Origin of the sequence: Pleomorphomonas oryzae DSM 16300, assembly GCF_000422965.1 — a bacterium.
Lineage (GTDB): Bacteria > Pseudomonadota > Alphaproteobacteria > Rhizobiales > Pleomorphomonadaceae > Pleomorphomonas > Pleomorphomonas oryzae.
The window spans coordinates 102,537-117,989 of record NZ_AUHB01000003.1 but is presented as its reverse complement, the minus strand read 5'-3'; the positions used below and the strand labels follow the sequence as shown (position 1 = coordinate 117,989).

At 62.8% G+C, this 15,453-nt stretch carries 15 protein-coding genes; 8 read left to right on the top strand and 7 right to left on the bottom strand.

All coding sequences use genetic code 11. The annotated features are described in order from the left end of the window. Positions 1-166 precede the first annotated feature (166 nt). Positions 167-517: a RidA family protein gene (locus tag G522_RS0105755; RefSeq protein ID WP_026790224.1), complete on the bottom strand. Its 351-nt coding sequence runs from the start codon at positions 515-517 to the stop codon at positions 167-169. A 260-nt stretch (positions 518-777) separates the two neighbouring features. Between G522_RS0105755 and G522_RS0105750 the strand changes: the two genes are divergently transcribed. Then, positions 778-1,593, top strand: coding sequence for a YdcF family protein (locus tag G522_RS0105750; RefSeq protein WP_026790223.1), 816 nt, complete (start codon positions 778-780; stop codon positions 1,591-1,593). 188 nt (positions 1,594-1,781) lie between these two features. Beyond that, positions 1,782-3,452: an MFS transporter gene (locus G522_RS0105745; RefSeq protein ID WP_245586600.1), complete on the top strand. Its 1,671-nt coding sequence runs from the start codon at positions 1,782-1,784 to the stop codon at positions 3,450-3,452. A 61-nt stretch (positions 3,453-3,513) separates the two neighbouring features. On the opposite strand, the gene G522_RS0105740 is transcribed toward G522_RS0105745, so the two are convergent. The 3 genes from G522_RS0105740 to amaB are packed head-to-tail and all read right to left on the bottom strand — an operon-like array spanning position 3,514 to position 7,560. Beyond that, a complete protein-coding gene (locus G522_RS0105740) occupies positions 3,514-5,181 on the bottom strand; it encodes a thiamine pyrophosphate-binding protein (RefSeq protein ID WP_026790221.1) in 1,668 nt (555 codons plus the stop codon). Positions 5,182-5,238: 57 nt separating this feature from the next. After that, positions 5,239-6,036, bottom strand: a complete 798-nt coding sequence (gene dapB / locus G522_RS0105735; RefSeq protein ID WP_026790220.1) for a 4-hydroxy-tetrahydrodipicolinate reductase — start codon at positions 6,034-6,036, stop codon at positions 5,239-5,241. A 3-nt stretch (positions 6,037-6,039) separates the two neighbouring features. After that, on the bottom strand, positions 6,040-7,560 hold the full coding sequence (amaB, locus tag G522_RS0105730; RefSeq protein ID WP_026790219.1) for an L-piperidine-6-carboxylate dehydrogenase: 1,521 nt from the start codon (positions 7,558-7,560) through the stop codon (positions 6,040-6,042). Between the two features lie 142 nt (positions 7,561-7,702). Between amaB and G522_RS0105725 the strand changes: the two genes are divergently transcribed. The 3 genes from G522_RS0105725 to G522_RS0105715 all read left to right on the top strand — a co-directional run bounded on the left by G522_RS0105725 (position 7,703) and on the right by G522_RS0105715 (position 10,568). Further along, positions 7,703-8,605, top strand: a complete 903-nt coding sequence (locus G522_RS0105725; protein WP_026790218.1) for a LysR family transcriptional regulator — start codon at positions 7,703-7,705, stop codon at positions 8,603-8,605. A gap of 241 nt (positions 8,606-8,846) precedes the next feature. Further along, a complete protein-coding gene (locus G522_RS0105720) occupies positions 8,847-9,746 on the top strand; it encodes a hypothetical protein (protein ID WP_026790217.1) in 900 nt (299 codons plus the stop codon). Positions 9,747-9,866: 120 nt separating this feature from the next. After that, positions 9,867-10,568 (top strand): glutathione S-transferase, encoded by a 702-nt coding sequence (locus G522_RS0105715; protein WP_026790216.1) that lies wholly within the window; start codon positions 9,867-9,869, stop codon positions 10,566-10,568. A gap of 224 nt (positions 10,569-10,792) precedes the next feature. On the opposite strand, the gene G522_RS0105710 is transcribed toward G522_RS0105715, so the two are convergent. Both G522_RS0105710 and G522_RS0105705 read right to left on the bottom strand, forming a co-directional pair. Beyond that, on the bottom strand, positions 10,793-11,110 hold the full coding sequence (locus G522_RS0105710) for an antibiotic biosynthesis monooxygenase family protein (RefSeq protein ID WP_026790215.1): 318 nt from the start codon (positions 11,108-11,110) through the stop codon (positions 10,793-10,795). 341 nt (positions 11,111-11,451) lie between these two features. Beyond that, on the bottom strand, positions 11,452-12,345 hold the full coding sequence (locus G522_RS0105705; RefSeq protein WP_026790214.1) for a LysR family transcriptional regulator: 894 nt from the start codon (positions 12,343-12,345) through the stop codon (positions 11,452-11,454). A gap of 92 nt (positions 12,346-12,437) precedes the next feature. Here G522_RS0105705 and G522_RS0105700 point away from each other — a divergent pair, with 92 nt between their 5' ends. The 3 genes from G522_RS0105700 to G522_RS0105690 are packed head-to-tail and all read left to right on the top strand — an operon-like array spanning position 12,438 to position 14,324. Next, entirely contained in the window at positions 12,438-13,178 is a 741-nt protein-coding gene (locus G522_RS0105700; RefSeq protein ID WP_026790213.1) for an SDR family oxidoreductase, read from the top strand. Between the two features lie 11 nt (positions 13,179-13,189). Further along, positions 13,190-14,083, top strand: a complete 894-nt coding sequence (locus G522_RS0105695) for an SDR family oxidoreductase (RefSeq protein WP_026790212.1) — start codon at positions 13,190-13,192, stop codon at positions 14,081-14,083. Between the two features lie 28 nt (positions 14,084-14,111). Continuing rightward, positions 14,112-14,324, top strand: coding sequence for a tautomerase family protein (locus G522_RS0105690; protein WP_026790211.1), 213 nt, complete (start codon positions 14,112-14,114; stop codon positions 14,322-14,324). A 196-nt stretch (positions 14,325-14,520) separates the two neighbouring features. Here the strand turns inward: G522_RS0105690 and G522_RS0105685 are convergent, their stop codons facing one another. Further along, positions 14,521-15,432: a LysR family transcriptional regulator gene (locus G522_RS0105685; RefSeq protein ID WP_026790210.1), complete on the bottom strand. Its 912-nt coding sequence runs from the start codon at positions 15,430-15,432 to the stop codon at positions 14,521-14,523. Between the last annotated feature and the right edge of the window lie 21 nt (positions 15,433-15,453).

Here is a 15,453-nt window from a genome sequence, read left to right as displayed (position 1 = left end):
CACGCTGGAGTGACGATTCCACTCCAATCGGTGCTTCTGGAGCGCTCCCCGGGCCGATCGAAACATCGACCGGAAAAACGCCCCAGACCGTTTGGCCGGGTATCCGCTCAAGCTCGTCAATCCAGAGCGGCGGATGCCCTGAATGATCAGTGCAGCTGGCGCCGGATCAATCCGGCAGGGCAGCGGTTATGATGAACTCGACCTTGTACTCCGGCGCGGCCAGCTTGGCTTCGCCCGTCGCACGCGCCGGCGTGTTGCCCGGCGCCACCCAGGATTCCCATACCTCGTTCATGGCGGCAAAGTCGGCCATGTCGGCCAGCCAGACGATGGCCTGCAGAGCCCGCGTCTTGTCGGTGCCGGCTGCGGCCAGCAGGCGATCGACCTCGGCCAGAGCTTCGACGGCCTGCGACTTGACGTCGCCCTTCGGCGAGCCGACCTGACCAGCGAGATAGACGGTCTTGTTGTGGATGACGGCGTTGCTCATGCGCTTGCCGGGCTCGATGCGGGTGATCGCCATGAGGGGACTCTCCGATGTCTGCGGCGGGCGGCCCATCCGCCCGCGGAACTGTCCGTTGCCTATCTTCTCGGCAGATGGCCCGCAACAGGAAACACGCAGCAGAGGGATCGGATTGGCGACTGCAAGGGAGGCTGGATCGATTAGGGTCGGCTGCGCCGGCCGAATGAGCGCTGCCACGGATGGTCTGCCAGAACCTTGCCTCATACAAGTTGTTGTAACGGGTCGTGACATCCCTGCGGCCGCATACGCGAAAGTCTTTTATGTCCTCCTTTGGTCCCTATGGTCCGCTAGACGCCGATGACATCACGGCGATCAATATCGTCGCGCGCTTTCTGGCGCTTGACGACCTTGGCAACCAGGACAAACACAGCGCACCGGCTTTCGATCTGGTGGTGCTCGCCGGCAACGCCCTGTTATGGACCCTGGAAGGCGCGGTGAAGAAGGCCAGGACAAGGGGCGTGCCGCTCTTGATCTCGGGCGGCATCGGTCATTCGACTGGTCTGCTGGCAGCCGCCGTCGATGCCCATCCTGTCTACCGCAAGGCCCTCGCCAGCCAGACATCGGAAGCTCGCTTGCTCGGCGACATCGCGGCCATGTTTCTCGGGCTCAATCAGTCGCGGCTGTTGCTGGAAGATGCGTCGACCAACTGCGGCGAAAACGGCCTTTTCAGCCGGCGCTTTCTCGATGCGCAGAGACTGGTGCCGGCCGCGATATTGCTCGTTCAAGACCCGCTGATGCAGCGGCGCACCGATGCTTCGTTTCGGCAGGCCTGGGCCGATACAACCTGTCCTACGATCATCAATTGGCCGGTGCAGGTGCCCTGCATCGGCTACCGCCGCGACCGGATCGACTACCTCCAGAGCCCGAACAGCCACAAATGGACGCCCGAACGCTTCCTGTCGTTGCTGACCGGTGAGATCCAACGCCTGACGGACGACGAAAACGGCTACGGGCCGCGCGGCAAGGGCTTCCTGCCACATGTCGATATTCCCGATGACGTGGTGACGGCGTGGCGCCACATCATGAACTCTGGAAAATTCGAGGCGTCTGCACTAGGACGCCCGGCTAATTCCTGAACGGATATTGCCAGATTTCCGCCTGTCACATCGTTGGTAGACTAAAGATTCCGTTATCGGTACCTTCACGTACAACTCCCGCCTACGTAGTATTACGCCTCGCCCCCCCGAGTCCGGGTGGAGCCGCCGGTCGCCATCGACCGGCTGGACGGACCGGGGCGAAGCATCACGATTTGGGAGGAATACCGATGACATCCGTCACCGTCGACCCGACGAAGTCACCTGCCTCATATGTCATGACGAAGGAAGAGCGACACGTCATCTTCGCCTCGTCGCTCGGCACCGTCTTCGAGTGGTACGATTTCTATCTCTACGGTTCCCTGTCAGCGGTCATAGCCGCCCAGTTCTTTTCCGGCGTCAACCCGACGGCGGCCTTCATCTTCGCCCTGCTTGCCTTTGCTGCCGGCTTTGCTGTCAGGCCATTCGGCGCGCTGGTATTCGGCCGGCTCGGTGACATGATCGGTCGTAAATACACCTTCCTCGTCACTATCCTGATCATGGGTGCATCGACCTTCATTGTCGGCATCCTGCCCAACTACGCCACCATCGGTATGATTGCGCCGATCATCTTGATCCTGCTCCGCCTCTTGCAAGGCCTCGCGCTCGGTGGCGAGTATGGCGGTGCGGCGACCTACGTCGCCGAGCACGCGCCCGACCATCGTCGGGGCGCCTACACCTCCTGGATCCAGACGACGGCTACGCTCGGCCTGTTCCTGTCGCTTCTGGTCATCCTCGGCTGTCGCGCCGGGTTGTCAGCTGACGATTTCAACGCCTGGGGCTGGCGCATTCCTTTCCTGGTGTCGATCCTGTTGCTGGCCATCTCGGTCTGGATCCGCCTGAAGCTCAACGAGAGCCCGGCCTTCCGCCGCATGCAGGAAGACGGCAAGACCTCCAAGGCGCCGCTCACCGAAGCCTTTGGCAAGTGGAAGAACCTCAAGGTCGTCCTGCTCGCCCTGTTCGGTCTCGTCGCCGGTCAGGCGGTGGTCTGGTACACGGGTCAATTCTACGCGCTGTTCTTCCTGACGCAGACGTTGAAGGTAGAGGCACAGACCGCCAATCTCCTGATCGCCGCCTCGCTGTTGATCGCCACGCCGTTCTTCGTGATCTTCGGATCGCTGTCGGACCGGATCGGACGCAAGCCGATCATCATGGTCGGCCTGCTGCTCGCCTGCCTTACCTATTTCCCGATCTTCAAGGGGATCACTCACTACGCCAACCCGGCGCTGGAACAGGCTGTCGCCAACTCCCCGGTGATCGTCGTTGCCGACCCGAACGAGTGCTCGTTCCAGTTCAACCCCGTGGGTACTTCCAAGTTCACCACGTCTTGCGACGTGGCAAAAGCTGCTCTTGTCAAGGCGGGCGTACCTTATGAAAACGAGACGGCAGCGGCAGGAACGCCGGCGACCGTCAAGATCGGCGCCACCGCAGTGGCTTTCAATCCCGCCGCCAGCGCGGACGGCTCGACGCCGGCCCAGGTGTTCACCAAGTCGCTGACCGACGCCATCACCGCCGCCGGTTATCCGGCCAAGGCCGATCCGGCGCGGATCAACCTGGTCATGGTGACGCTGCTGCTCTTCGTGCTGGTGCTCTACGTCACCATGGTCTACGGCCCGATCGCCGCGATCCTGGTGGAAATGTTCCCCACCCGCATCCGCTATACGTCGATGTCGCTTCCCTATCACATCGGCAACGGCTGGTTCGGCGGTTTCCTGCCGACGACGGCCTTCGCCATGGTGGCAGCCACCGGCGACATCTACTACGGCCTCTGGTACCCGATCGTCGTGGCGGCTGTCACGCTGGTCATCGGCATGCTGTTTGTCCGCGAAACCAAGGACAACGACATCCACGCCGACTACTGATCGGCACCAGTTTCGAACGGAAGGCCCGGCCAATATCAAGGCCGGGCCTTTTTTGCTGGGGTCAGACGCGGCCGGCGAATTGATCCAGCGTCTTCGCCGGGGTCACAGCCTGCGGATCAAGGAAACAATGGATGATAGCCGGCTTACCGGATGCCATTGCCCTCTCAAAGGCCGGCGCGAACTCCGCCGTGGTCCGCACGGTTTCACCATGGCCGCCATAGGCGCGGGCCAAGGCTGCGAAGTCTGGATTCTTCAGCGATGTCGCCGAGACGCGGCCGGGATACTCGCGCTCCTGATGCATGCGGATGGTGCCGTACATGGCATTGTCGATGACGATCACCACGACCGGAATATCGTACTGGACCGCGGTGGCAAACTCCTGGCCGTTCATCAGGAAACAGCCGTCCCCGGCAAAGACCACCACGGGCCGCTCAGGAAACTGTCGCTTGGCCATGACGCCGGCCGGCACCGAATAGCCGACCGACCCCGACGTCGGCGCCAGCTGGCCGGTAAAGCTGCGATACCGCCAATAGCGGTGCACCCAGATGGCATAATTGCCGGCGCCATTGGCAATGATCGTCTCGGGCGGCAGATGTTCGCGCAGCCAGACCACAGCATCGCCATATTGAAAATCACCCGGCAGCACCGTGGGCTTGTCGGTCCAGGCGAGAAAATCGGCACGGGCCGTCTTCGTCTCATTCGACCAGGGAATCTCGACCGGCGGATGCACTGTGGAGAGCGCCGAAGCGAAGGCATGCGGACTGGCAACAATGCCGAGCGTCGGCTGATAGACGCGTCCGATCTCCTCCGGATCGGGATAGACGTGGATCAGCGTCTGCTTGGGCTGCGGTATGTCGAGAAGCGTGTAGGACGACGACGGCGATTCCGACAGGCGGCCGCCGATGACAAGCAGTACGTCCGCGTCGCGAACGCGGGTCGCGAGCTTCGGATTGGCGCCGAGGCCGAGATCGCCGGCATAATTCGGGTGGTCGGCCGGAAACAACGAGGCGCGGCGGAAGCTTGTCGCCACTGGCAGGTCGAAGCGCTCGGCAAAGCGGATCACCTCGCGCCGAGCCCGCTCGCTCCAGCGCGATCCACCGACGATGACCAGCGGCCGCTTCGCCTCCCAGATGAGCTTCTGCAACCGTGCGAGATCGGCCAGTCCCGGCCAGATTTCTGCTGGTTCGACGAGCGGCGCATCGGCCACCTCCGCCGTTTCGGTCAACATATCTTCCGGCAACGACACGACCACCACGCCGGGCCGTCCCTGCATGGCGACGCGGAAGGCGCGGGCGACCAGTTCGGGGATTCGGGCGGGATCGTCGATTTCCACCACCCATTTGGCGATGGAGCCAAACACCGCCTTATAGTCCATTTCCTGGAAGCAGCCACGCTCCAGCATGCCCCGCTCGGCCTGACCGACGAACAGGATCAGCGGCGTCGAGTCATGCTCGGCAATGTGCAGGCCCGGCGCGGCATTGGTAGCGCCGGGTGCCCGCGTCACGAAGCAGATGCCCGGCTTACCGGTGAGCTTGCCATAGGCGTCGGCCATCATGGTGGCGCCGGCCTCGTTGCGGCACACCAGTACATCGATCGAGCTGTCGTGCAGTGCGTCGAGAACAGCAAGATAGGATTCACCGGGCACGCAGGTGAGCCGCTCGACCCCTTGCCGAATGAGCTGATCGATCAGGATCTGGCCGCCGGTGCGGGACGGAATGGACGAGGACAAGGTGGGCAACTCCCAGAACAATGAGGCCGGTCATCGACCGGAACGTAGAGAAATCGGTCAATCGATCAACAGGTCCAGCCCTCGCCTGAGGCCTGCCTGTTCCCGCACGTGCCGCACGGCAAGCAGCGTGCCTGCAACGTAGGGCGCGGCGTCGGAGCCGGCATCGTGACGGAGGAGAAGCCGCTCGCCCGGTGCGCCGAACTGCGCCTCGCAGGACAGGACATAACCCGGCATGCGCAGCGAGTGCACCTGCACGGCGCCAATGGCACCGCCGCGTGTCTCCCTGACGCCGCCGAGCTCGTTCAATGGCTTTGAAGTGGCCGGCTGGCGCACTTCGGAAAGACGTTCGGCCAACTCGCGCGCCGTGCCGGAGGGCGTATCGGGCTTGCTGGCCGAGGCGTAATCGATCACTTCGACGTCGGCGACGTATTTTGCCGCCATCAGCGCGAACTTGGTCATCAGCGTGGCGGTGATCGAGTAGTTACCGGCGGCGAATACGCCGACACTCTTCTCCCGTGCTACCTTGTCGATCTCCGCATAGTCGTCGGCCGACAGCCCCGACGTGCCGATCACCACGGCAACACCGGCGGAAATCGCCTTGAGGGCATTGGCCTTCACCGCCCCCGGCTTGGTGTAGTCGACAAGAACATCGGCACCGGCTTTCAGCGCTTCCTCGACCGTAGCAACGACCGTCACGCCGACAGCCGCGCTGCCGAGCGCCTCGCCGAGATCGCGACCAGCCGACGAGCGAGCAACGGCGCCGACCAGCATCAGATCGTTGGCGGCGAGCACCGCCTTGGCCACAGCGCTACCGGTCCAGCCGGTCGCTCCGGCGACAATTACGCGGATCGTCATGGCTTACTCCACGTCGAAGCTGACGCCCTGCGCCAACGGCAGATCGCGTCCATAATTGATGGTGTTGGTCGCCCTGCGCATGTAGGCCTTCCAGGCGTCCGAACCGGCCTCACGACCGCCGCCGGTTTCCTTCTCTCCACCGAAGGCCCCGCCGATCTCCGCGCCGGACGGGCCGATGTTGACGTTGACGATGCCGCAATCCGAGCCCTTGGCGGACAGGAAAGTCTCGGCTTCACGCAAATCGTTGGTGAAGATCGACGAGGATAGACCCTGCGGCACGGCATTATGCGCTTCGAGCGCTGCGTCGAAGTCGGTGTAGCGCATGACATAGAGGATCGGCGCAAAGGTCTCGGTCCTGACCACCTCGGTCTGGGCCGGCATCTCGACCAAAGCCGGCCGGACATAGAAGGCATTGCCGCCGAGTTCTTCGCGGGCGCGTTCGCCGCCATGGACGGTCGCGCCATCGGCCCGCGCCTTCTGAAGCGCCCCTTGCATGCGATCATAGGCGGCCTTGTCGATTAGCGGCCCGACTAACGTTCCGGCCTCTCGCGGATCGCCGATGGTCACCGAGGCATAGGCTTTCCTGAGACGCGGCAGCAGGCTGTCATAAGCGCTGTCATGAACGAAAAGACGCCGGAGCGTGGTACAGCGTTGGCCGGCCGTTCCCATCGCCGCGAAAGCAACGCCACGCACCACGAGATCGAGATCGGCGCTAGGGGCAATGATGGCACCGTTGTTACCACCGAGCTCCAAAATGGCGCGGGCGAAGCGGGCGGCAAGGCGCGGCGCGACAGAACGGCCCATGGCGGTCGAGCCGGTGGCCGACACGGCAGCAATCCTGACATCGTCCACCAATGCTTCGCCGATTGTCCTGCCGCCGATGATCACTGCGGAGAGGCCAGTCGGTGCTCCCGCCTTGGCCGCAGCCTTCTCGAACAAGGCCTGTGTAGCCAGCGCGGTGAGCGGCGTCTTCTCAGAAGGTTTCCAGACGACGGTGTCGCCGCAGACCAGAGCGATGGCCGCGTTCCAGGACCAGACAGCGACGGGAAAGTTGAAAGCGGAGATGACGCCGACGACACCTAGGGGATGCCAGGTCTCCATCATGCGATGGCTCGGCCGTTCGGTGGCGACGGTAAGACCATAGAGCTGCCGGGAGAGACCGACCGCGAAATCGCAGATATCGATCATTTCCTGCACCTCGCCGAGGCCCTCGGAGACGATCTTGCCGGCCTCGATGGTCACGAGGCGCCCGAGATCTGCCTTGGCGGCTCTCAGTTCGAGCCCGAACAGGCGGATCAGTTCGCCGCGCTTGGGTGCCGGCACGAGACGCCAGGTCCGAAACGCAGCGTCAGCGGCGGCGATGGCGATGTCGCACTCGGCCGTGTTGGTCTCCCGCACGTCCGCGATCCGCTCTCCGGTGATCGGCGATGTGACCACAAGGCTACCGCCCGTATAGGCGCTTTCGACCACGCCAAGACGAGCGAGAAGATCGGCGGTTTCGGTAACTAGGCTGGAAGCGGGCATCTGGCACTCTCGTCGGCGACGCCGGCCGGAGGCACAGCGGCGAATGGGGCTGAGGTCCATTACGTTATTGTCCCTAGCCCCCTACCCTGCAAACGATGATTTCTGGTAAGGTCATGAGAAAATCTCATAACCGGACGTTGCCATGGCCCGCGATCTTCTGCCGTCGATCGGCGCACTCGTCGCGTTCGAGAGTGCCGCGCGCCATCTGAGTTTTTCGCGAGCCGCCGCCGAGCTGCATCTGACGCAGGGCGCCATCAGTCGACAGGTGCGGGAACTGGAAATACGGCTCGGTCTGCCGCTGTTCGAGCGGATCAATCAACGCGTCTTTCTCACCGACGCCGGCGAAACCTACCGGCTGGAGGTGGCGCGGATTCTGGCCGGTCTTGCCACCGCAACCGAGCGCACCATGGCAAGCGCCAGCGGTGCCGAAGTGCTGAACCTTGCGGTTTTGCCAACATTCGCGGCGCGCTGGTTGGTGCCGCGCCTGCCGAAGTTTCTTGCCGATCATCCACAGGCGACGGTCAATTTTGTGGTTCGCAACGAACCCTTCTCCTTTGCCGATACACCGCTCGATGCCGCCATTCATTTCGGCGAACCAACCTGGCCGGGTGCGATGTGCGACTTTCTCTGCATCGAAGAGGTCTATCCCATAGCGGCCCCCAGCCTGCGGGATCGTTTCGGCCTTCAGAACGCTATGGCGATCTCGCAGGCGCCGCTCCTCCACCAATCGAGCCGCCCCACCGCCTGGGCCGACTGGTTGGCCGCCGAGGGATTGCCGACCGCCGGCGCCTATCGTGGCTCCCGCTTCGACCAGTTTTCGATGATCGCCGAGGCTGCAGTCGCCGGCCTGGGCGTGGCACTGATGCCCCGTTTCATGATCGAGGCGGAATTGGCGTCCGGCCGGCTTGCGTTGCTGACGGAGAGACCAATCGACGCCGGAAAGGCCTATTGGTTCGTCTATCCTGAAGCCAAGGTCCGCTCGCGGCTCGTCCGCTCGTTTGGCGACTGGCTGAAGGTGGAGACCGCCGCGCCCTCCTCCGTGTGAAACTCTCAGGTCTGTAGCGAACCGCCATCGTGCTCTCAGGCCAAGCCGGCAACGGAATCTAAGTTGCCGCGAAGTGGAACCTTTTTCGCTCCCGGACGCTTAATGCCGTAGTCCTCCGCTGCCGCAGAGTTCGCTCGATACGACGCGTGACACGCCGTAATCCAGATCGCAGCAACCGAACTTGCGGCAGGAGGCCTTTCTGGATCTGGGCATTCTGCCACTCGTGCGACAGGAGAACATCATGGCTTCCTCCCTTCCTGCTTTCGACGACGCGCCGTCCGTCGAATCCGTGTCATCGGCCGTCAGTTGGAGCGCCATCATTGCCGGCGCCGTTTCAGCGGCCGCCCTTACGGTCGTGCTGATGTTCCTGGGTTCGGGACTCGGGCTGACGATGGTGTCTCCGTGGGGCAATCAAGGCGCAGGCGTCACCACGTTTGCCGTCTCCGCCGCCATCTGGATGATCGTCATTCAGTGGCTTTCGTCCGCCCTCGGCGGCTATATGACCGGCCGGTTACGCACCAAGTGGGTCGGCGTCCATACCGACGAGACTTTCTTTCGCGATACGGCGCATGGTCTTCTCGCCTGGGCTCTGGCAACGCTTATTGTCGTCTGCATGGCGACCTCCAGTCTGACCTCAGTGGTCGGCACCGGCGTCAAGGCGGCGTCCACCGTTGCCTCCGGCGCCGCCATGGGGGCCTCGGCGGGAGCTGCTTCCAGCGCTTCCAGCACCGGTGAGACGACTGGCAACAACGGCATGTCTTGCTTCGTCGACAGCCTGTTTCGGCCGACCGACCCGACTCGCCTTGCCGCCCCCGGCGCAGAAGGTGATGCGGCCGCCGCCGCCCAGGCTTCGCGCATCCTGATTGCCAGCGCAGCCGCCGGCGAGATGTCGCCTGCCGACCGAACCTATCTCGGACAACTGGTAGCTGCGCGAACTGGCTTGTCGGAGGCCGACGCCACGGCTCGGGTCAATACGGTGCTGGCGCAGGTCAACGAGGCCAAAACGAAGGCCCAGGAGGCAGCAGACACGGCCCGCAAAGCCGGCATCGCCTTCGCTCTGATGGCCGCGCTGTCGCTGGTCATCGGCGCCTTCATCGCCAGCGCTGCCGCCGCGCTTGGCGGCCGACTGCGCGACGAATAAGCGTCGCTTTATAACCGAGACGAAAGCCTTGCGCTCGACGGCGATCCTTGGGTCGCCGTCGAGTTGTTTAGGGACTAGAGTAACTGCTGCATATCCCAAGTCTCCAAGGGGAGCTCTGCGATGTCGGACTACGATTTCTACTACTGGTCGGTCCCCTTCCGCGGGCAGTTTGTCCGGGCCGTTCTGGCTTATGCAGGGAAAACGTGGACCGAGGGCGGCGATGTCGCAATTTCCAATTTCATGGGTGGACCGGTGAAACGGATGCCGGTTCCCTTTATGGGACCGCCCTTGCTCGTTGACAAAAAGGACAACTTCGCCATCGCCGAAATGCCAGCCATTATTCTTTATCTCGGCGAAACACTTGATCTATTCCCCAAAACGGCAGCGCTCCGGGCCATGACCATGAAAGTGGTCAATGATGCCAACGATGTGCTGGATGAAATCACCCTGGACGGTGGTCGAGAAATGTGGACCGAAAGGCGCTGGGAAGCTTTCGTTCCGCGCCTCGGCAAATGGATGTCGCTTTGGGAGGAGACCGGCACGCGCCACAGCCTGAAAGCCGATTCAGGCTTCTTGCTTGGTGGTGAGCAGGCGGGCATCGCCGACGTTGTAACGGCCACACTCTGGTCGACGATGGTCGATCGTTTCCCGGTGATCGGTGCGATCTTCGAGGAAAGCGCGCCCAAGGTCGCCGCCCTGACGCGGCGTGTCGCCAGTTTGCCGTCGCTCGCCAAGTTGGCCGCCAAGGCTCGCGAGGATTACGGCGATGCCTATTGCGGCGGGCAGATTGAAGCTTCGCTTCGCAAGGTTCTGGGTGCCTAGAGCACCCGCCGATCAGGTTGGATCAACCTGATCGAAAAGCGGTTGCTCCAGCAAATGAATCTGGAGCATTCGCTCGCCGACCAGATGTTTCAATCTGGTCGGCGAATGCTCTAGGCGGATGGCAAGCAAGCCGGTCGAGCGCGAGATCGGATAGACACCGACCCGCGCTCGAGGCTGGATGAGCGTTCGCTTTGCGAAAAGCTCTGCTCCCTCACGCTTCAGGTCTATCGCTCAAGCGTGAAGACGACCTCGTAAAGTCCAGGATGCGCCTCGCCATAAGCCTTGTTTCCCTGAATCAGGCCACGATCCATCAGACGCTTGATGACGCGGCGCGCGGCATCTTCATCGGCGCTTTGCGCATAGTTGACGACGCGGGTCCCATCCAGACTGCGATGCAGGCTGGCCGATATCCACCCATCCACCTCACGAGCGGCTTCGGCAGCTTTGGACAGGTAATCGATCAGCGCCGCCTGCCCACCGTCGGGAACGGTGAACACATTGATCTGGGTTATCAGCGGAGAATTGGCACGAATAGTTGGCATGATGCACTCCATGATGAGCGCGAGCCGCCGTGCTTGTTGCGTACCGATAGACCTGCCAGCGCGCGCCAAGCCGCGGCGAAACTCGCCGTTGCTTGTCGCGGGTTCGCCTCTTGGCGACGCGGAGCCTCTCATTGCAAGAGGGAGCGGGCTTACCGATGCCGCTCAGGTCCTTTTCGACGATGCAAGTGTACGCGGGAATCCGGACCAGTCAATCGCGCCGGATAGATCATCGTGCCGGCAACTCAATCAGTGGCTCTTCGGTTGCCGAGTCAGTCGGTCCGGGGCGATTGGCCGCCCAGGTGAGAAGAGCGTCGAGAGCCGGGCAAAGCTCCTGCCCCTCCCTAGAGATTTGCGCTTCGGAACACCTCTGCCACGAAATCCAGAAATACCCGCAGGCGAGGCGCCGACTGGCGGCTATCGGGATAAAGGGCCGAGAGCAACATTGGCGACGGCGGATAATCGGCAAGCACTTCGACCAGGCGTCCCCCGGCGAGATCATCGGCAAAGCGATAGCGGGGGGCCTGCACCAATCCGAAGCCACGCCGAGCCAGATCGGCCGTCGTGTCCGAATGGTTGGCGCTCACCCGCATCGGCAATCGGATTTCACGCAGTCTGCCCTCGACATTGAACTCAAGAGGCAGAACCTCGCCGGTGCGTGATGAAAGAAACCCCACCATCTGATGGCCAGCGAGATCATCGATCGATGTCGGCATGCCATATCGCTTCAGATACTCGGGGCTTGCCACCGTCACCTCCTTGATCGTGCCGAGGCGCCGCAGCATCAGGCTGCTGTCAGCCGGTTCGCCAACCCGGATGGCACAGTCGACGCCTTCCCGCACCAGGTCGACAAGCCGGTCGCTTTGGCCGAACTGTACCTCGATGCGGGGATGGCGCTCGATGAAGGATGGTAGCGCGGGCAGAATGAACGTACGCGTCAGCAATCCCGGCGCATCGATCCGCAAAAGACCATGCGGCTCACTGTCGCGAAGCATCGCCTCCGCGTCGTCGAGATCGGCAAGGATCGCGAGGCAGCGCCGATAATACTGGTCGCCGTCGGGCGTTGCCGCCACGTGCCGCGTGGTGCGATCGAGCAGCCGCACGCCCAGCCGCCCTTCCAGCTGTCGGATTGCTTCTGTCGCCGTCGAGCGTGGAATGCTGTGATCCGCGGCCGCGGCGGTGAAGCTTCCGCGTTCCACGACACGAATGAACAGGCGAAGGCTATCGAGGTAGTCCATGGCCATTGTTCGCTCGTTCCGAATAGATTTGTCAATTCACGACGGATTATCCGGAAGCGGCGGCGGCCTATGTTTCAGCTCGGAGGTGCACTATGACACAGCACACAGAGCAAAGCGCCATCATCACAGGCGCATCCAAGGGTATCGGTGCGGCGATCGCCAAGCGGCTGGCGGCCAATGGTGTCGCGGTTATCGTCAACTACGCCCACTGCCGGGAAGCGGCCGAAAGCGTCGTCGAAGAAATCCAGCAAACCGGCGGCAGAGCTATCGCGGTTCAGGCCGACATTGGCGACCGCGCCGGAATGCCAAAACTGTTCGACGCGGCGGAAAAAGCGTTCGGCGGCGTCGACATCCTCGTCAATAACGCGGGCATCATGAAGCTCGCTCCGCTCGCAGAGTTCGACGACGCGACATTCGACAGCCAAGTCGCCATCAATTTGGGCGGCGTGTTCCGGGGTATGCGCGAAGCCGCCAAGCGGCTGCGTTCCGGTGGGCGGATCATCAACTTCTCGTCCAGTGTGGTCGGCCTCTACCAGCCGGGCTATGGAATTTATGCCGCAACCAAGGCGGCCGTCGAAGCGATGACCCACGTTCTTGCCAAGGAACTTGGACCGCGCGGCATCACCGTCAATGCGGTGGCGCCTGGGCCGGTGGCAACCGAACTCTTCCTCGACGGCAAGACCGATACGCAGGTGGCCGCCATCGAGAAGATGAATCCGTTCGGCCGGCTCGGCCAGCCGGAGGATATTGCCGGCGTGGTCGCCTTCCTCGCAAGCCCCGACTCCGGTTGGGTCAATGGCCAGGTGATCCGCGCCAATGGCGGCGTGATCTGAGGAGAAAATCCATGCGTAAAACCATACTGATCACCGGAGCCTCCAGCGGCTTCGGCGCCATGGCGGCGCGCGAATTGGCGCGCGCCGGCCACCAGGTGTTTGCTTCGATGCGCGATCTTGCCGCCCATGACGGCAAGCCGGCGGCGGAGATGGAACAGCTCGCCCGCGACGAGGGATTGGCGCTGATCCCCATTGCCCTCGACGTCACTTCGCAACCATCGGCGGATGATGCCATCGCGCGCATCCTCGCCGACGCGGGGCGGCTCGACGTGGTGATACACAACGCCGGCCACATGACCTTCGGACCGACCGAAGCCTTCACACCGGAACAACTGGCGCGGGTTTACGACGTGAACGTGCTTGGCACGCAACGCGTCAATCGCGCGGCCCTGCCCCACCTGCGCGCAAACGGCCAAGCGCTGATGCTGTGGGTCGGATCGAGCAGCACGCGCGGCGGCACACCGCCGTTCCTGGCGCCCTATTTCGCCGCCAAGGCGGGAATGGACGCGCTGGCCCAAAGCTACGCCCTTGAGCTGGCACGTTTCGGCATCGAGACGACAATCCTGGTGCCCGGCGCCTTCACCAAGGGCACCATGCATTTCGAGCACGCAACGCCGCCGGAAGACGAAGAACGGGCCAACGCCTATTGGTCCGGCCCCTATGCCGGCGTTGAAAAGCAGGCGCTCAAGGGGCTGGCGGCTCTGGAGCCGGCGGACGCCGACGTGCAGTCGGTGGCCCGCGCCATCCGCGAGATAGTCGACATGCCGCACGGCAAACGTCCGTTCCGGGTGCATGTCGACCCCTCCAGTGACGGCTCCGAAATCGTCAATGCGGTGGCCGATCGCATGCGGGCGCAACTGCTCGAGCGTATCGGCCTTGCCGACCTGCTTCACCCCGCACGCTGAACTCGTGCCGACACCAAGGAGACCCGATATGCCTTTCGCCAATTTCAAGGTGCCCGAAGCCGCTCTCACCACCACGCAAAAGGAAGAAATCGTCCACCGCACCACCGCCATGCTGGTGGAATATTTCTCCGAAGCGGCGCGTCCCCACACCATGGTGCTGATCGAAGAGATCAAGGACGGCGGTTATGCCCGCGCCGACGAGGTGTTCGTCATTCCCGAGGCTTATCGCGCCAAGGATTAGTGTCACTGTCCTTGGATCGAACCGTCTGCGGCGGCGTCACGCCGCAGACGGTTTGTCTCGTTCCAATATAGCCCTGCGCGTCAAGCGATTTGGTCGCGGTGCGATCGATATGTTCGCCAAGCAGGCTGGCTTCGCGCATGATATTTGTCGCGAACGCGGGCATGATTTTTACCGCGTAGCTAGGCCGGCCACGCCTTTATTCAACAGTGCCGGCAACGGCAAAGAGTTGCTTGCGAAGCCATTGATGCCCCGGATCCTCCTGTTGGCGTGGATGCCAATAGGCGCCAACGCCGATCGGTTTCAGCGAGACCGGCGGTTCGAAAAGATCCAGCGACGCATCGAAATGACGAAGCATCCGCGCCGGCAGGGTGCAGAGCAGATCGCTTCCCGCGATGATGGTCGGTGCCACCGCATAGCTCTGCACCGACATCGCGATCTGGCGAGTACGGTTGATCGCCCTGAGGGCCTTATCGATGAAGCCGGAGAACGGATCTCCTTCAGATGAAACAAGGAGATGTGGGAGGCTACAAAATGTTTCCAAATCGAGAGGCGCGATTCCTCGCGGGTGGCCCTTGCGCTGAGCCGTGGCAAAATCGTCGTGGAATAGCGTCCGTCCGATCCATGTGGCATCCGTGCCCGCTGCGACCCCGATGAAGACATCAATGTCCCCGCTTTCAAGCAGGGCGGGAATTTGCCTTCGATCGGGCAAGGCAAGTCGCAGTCGGAGGTTGGGGGCAACGGCTCGAACCCGCTGCACCAGACCAGGCCCAAGCATGATGGCCGGATTTTCCTGCAAGGCCAGCGTAAACACTCGGCCGCTGGTTTCCGGATCGAACGTCGCGGGCTCCATGATCGCAGCGATATGACGAAGCGCCCCAGCAACCAAAGGCGCCAGGGCTTCGGCACGTGGTGTTGGAATTATGCCGCGGCCATTAGGTGCAGGGACGAACAGCCGATCGTCGAGCAGTGCGCGTAGGCGGGTCAACCGAGCCGAAAGCGCCGGTTGGCCGACTCCCAACCGAACCGCCGCATGAGTGACGTTACGATCCTGCAGCAGCGCGTCGAGCGCGAGCAAAAGATCAATATCCATGCCTGCGATTGGGTTCATGCTTGCCCTGCTCGACGATCC